The organism is Salegentibacter sp. (genome assembly GCF_041642575.1).
In the GTDB taxonomy this organism is placed as follows: domain Bacteria; phylum Bacteroidota; class Bacteroidia; order Flavobacteriales; family Flavobacteriaceae; genus Salegentibacter.
Genome location: NZ_JBEPWD010000155.1, coordinates 1 through 3,318 on the forward strand (window position 1 = coordinate 1; position 3,318 = coordinate 3,318).

A 3,318-nucleotide genomic window follows, 5' to 3' on the forward strand; every position below is an offset into this window, starting at 1 on the left:
GAGACGGTAATAGGGTATAAGCCGGTATGATCTATTAAGTCTTTCAAGGCCTTTCCCTTTGGATAGTCCCAACTAAGGAGTTTTAAGTCTACACATTTAGAATACATAATGGCGTCCTTAGTAAATCTTGTATTGGTGACCACCCATCCTTCAGAGAATATAAATGGATTTTCCTTTTTGCTCTTGTTGAAGTTTTCAATATCACGAAATCTGGAATGAATATACAGCGGTACTTTTATATTACAGCTTTTACCCGGTTCGCCGTGAAATTTACACTCCATTAATAAGGTTTCTTTAGCCTTTGTTGCGATAACATCAACTTCATGGGTTACGCAGGCACCTTGAAAAATATCTCCTACTTCTACATAATATCCGCTGTTGCGAAATACAGCGCCTACAAATTTCTCAAAAGGGAATCCTGTAGGACCAAGTTCATAAATAGCTTTTTTAAGTTTATACCGGGAAGCCAGTAGATGGTCCTTATTTTTTAATAAGCGGAAAGCGCGGTTATACAGTTCCTTCGTGGTAATTCCCATATACAGTTCCTGTTTGAGCCTGGAAAGGATCTTTTCTATAATTTCCTTGCTTGCTCCTGCGCGGGCAAGGGAAGCGGCAACTTTCTTTTCAGAAAAATTAACTTGTTGCCCGGAGGCTTTTTTTATTTTTAAATCTGAAATATCCATAGTTTCCGGAATCCAGGTATATGTTACAAAAATTAAAACAGGCGTGGTAAATATCTTGTTTCGGGAAGCACTAAAATGGGTACCTGTGGTTTTTTAGTGATCTCGTGAAGTATTGACCTGGAGAAAATTCGTTTAAAAAAGCCCGGTTTTTCGCGATTCAGAATTAGTAACTGGCTGCCACGGCTTTCAATGAATGTAATGATACCTTTGGTTACCGAAATATTCGTTAGCGTATGAAAGCTGTGGGAAATATTGCCCAGCAACTCCTGAAGGTGTTCCTTATTGGTTTCCTGTTCTTCATCCAAATTATCATGTTCCTGGATATAGAGTATTCTTATCGCCGCAGAAAACCTATTGGCAATCTCGTTTACATAATTTACTCCCGCCTGAGAACATTTATAACGGAAATTAGTTGCCAAAACTACCTCTTTTTTAATTTCGGGTACAAAGAGAGCATTTTCCGGTACGATTAATACAGGACTGATGGTACAATTATCTGAAACGTGGATGGTATTACTTCCAAAAATACGGTTTTCGGGATCTCCTGAACCTTTCGTGCCCATTACGACGAGATTGATGCTATATTTTTCTATAGCGCGCCGAATACCTTCGGTGACGCTATTATACATAGAAATTATCTTGAAATCGTGGTTTGGGTTTTCATTCATGAGGCTTAAGCCGTCTACCAGCTTTTCAAGACCTTCCATAGACTGTTCATGGGCAAGATCATAAGCAGGTTCGCCAGGTTCTGGAACCATTAAGCTGCTGGTAGTAAAATAATCGGCCTGAAAGACATTTAAAAGATAAAAGGTGCAAACATCTTTTTCAAATAAATGGAGACTATACTCCAGGGCTTTCCAGGCATTCCTGGAAAAATCGGTTGGGACGAGTACATTTTTCATGGCTAAGAGGAATATTTTCCCGAAGGAATTACCAGAAAAGGAACTTTGATATGGAACCCAATTTTATTGATAACCGGTCTGAAAAGCAGGTTCTCGAAAAAAGAATGTTTATTATTTATCATCACCAGCATATCTGTAGGATGCTCATTCTGAAAATCATAAATAGCTTCAGTAAGTGCCTTTTTTTCAATACTGTAAAACTGGTGCTTCACCTTATCCATTTGAGTAGCCAACAATTTTTTGTTCTTTTCTTTTTCTGGAGATAGTTCTTTTTTGTCGAGTACATGGAGGATATTCAATTTTGAATCGTAGCTCCTAATAATGTCTTTTAAAAGCTGAAGTTTCTCGTTGCTGTAATCCAGTTCATAATCTGTTGGAAAGAGAATATTGTCCGGAGTTGTAAATTCATATTCCGAAGGAATAGCTAACAAAGGACATCTCACTTTCTTAATGGCCTGTACGGTATTGGTACCCATTAAGACCTCCTGTGCTCCCGTAGCACCCTGGGTTCCCATAACCACAAGATCGATATCCTTTTCTTTCACCTGATCTTTAATTTCTTCGATAAGAAGATTGAAGGCTGAGATCGATTCAAATTTATGTTTGGGGTTTTTATCTTTAGAAGTGATGCGTCTTTTTACCTTTTGCAGTCCTTTTTCAGAGTTATCCCGGTATATTTCTTCCAACCCGGGTTGGGTGGTGCTGTAAAGAATATATTCGGTATCATAAAGAACCGGGGTATAGGTGTTTAACAGGTAGAAGGTGCATTCTTCATCCCTGAACAAACTCACGGCATATTGAAGAGCGTTTATCGAGTTTGTAGAAAAATCAGTGGGCATTAAAATTTTTTTCATTGTATTAGACTTTAGGTGTTAAACACTTTCCCTATTGAAATTCTGCAGAACCATTAGTGGAATTTTTGGATTGAGACTAATCTTATCTATAGTTCCTTCAAAAAGGATATTTTCCAGTTCACTATGCCTGGAGTTCACCATTACCAGGATATCTATCTTGTGTTTTTCAATAAAATCCATAATGGTGGTTATTTTATCCAGGCCGTCTATCTGGTGGGTCTGAAATTTTATATTTTGAAATTGCTCTTTGAGAAATTTCTGATTATCCTTTTGCCTGAAAGACTCTACCGGGTATTTAGAAATATATAAGGAATATATCTCTGCACCAAAGACCCGCGCTATTTCACTAACAAGTTTTAATTCCCGTTTTTGGTAAGGAACCAGAAAGTTTGTAGGTAGAAGTATCTTTTCCGGGGTATTGTATTTGTAACCTGCTGGAATTCCAAGTACAGGGCATTGTACATATTTCATTACCAACAAAGTGTTTGTGCCAAAACCTAAATTGCGGTCATTGGTCTTTCCCCGGGTACCCATGATACATAGATCGGCATTCTCCATGTCTACCAGGTCATTAACTTCGTCTACCAGAGCCCCAAAGGAGGCTATTTTGTGATAAGTATGTTTAGGGTTAGGTGCAATTTCCCGGATTTTGGTTAATGTTTCTTCCAATTTATCTTCTGCATGATTTCGCACTTTCTCTTTAAGCTCATCCATTAGGCTTCGGCTCAGATTGGTTTCATCATTATAAACCTCATCGGCATATGCGTGCATGAGAAAAAATTCGCAGGTTTCATATTTCAGAAGTTCTACTGCGTATTCAAGCGCATTAAAAGCATTTTCTGAAAAATCGGTTGGAAATACTATTTTTCTCATCTTTTC

4 protein-coding genes are annotated in these 3,318 nt (G+C 38.0%); all 4 read right to left on the reverse strand.

Annotated features, from left to right (window positions below):
* The coding region (locus ACESK1_RS12690; RefSeq protein ID WP_372920548.1) for a restriction endonuclease at nt 1–683 on the reverse strand (683 nt) is incomplete at its 3' end.
* Nucleotides 684–715: 32 nt separating this feature from the next.
* Nucleotides 716–1,585: a universal stress protein gene (locus ACESK1_RS12695; RefSeq protein ID WP_372920549.1), complete on the reverse strand. Its 870-nt coding sequence runs from the start codon at nt 1,583–1,585 to the stop codon at nt 716–718.
* A 2-nt stretch (nt 1,586–1,587) separates the two neighbouring features.
* Nucleotides 1,588–2,439 (reverse strand): universal stress protein, encoded by an 852-nt coding sequence (locus ACESK1_RS12700; RefSeq protein ID WP_372920550.1) that lies wholly within the window; start codon nt 2,437–2,439, stop codon nt 1,588–1,590.
* A gap of 18 nt (nt 2,440–2,457) precedes the next feature.
* On the reverse strand, nt 2,458–3,318 hold an 861-nt coding region (locus ACESK1_RS12705; protein ID WP_372920551.1), incomplete at its 5' end, for a universal stress protein.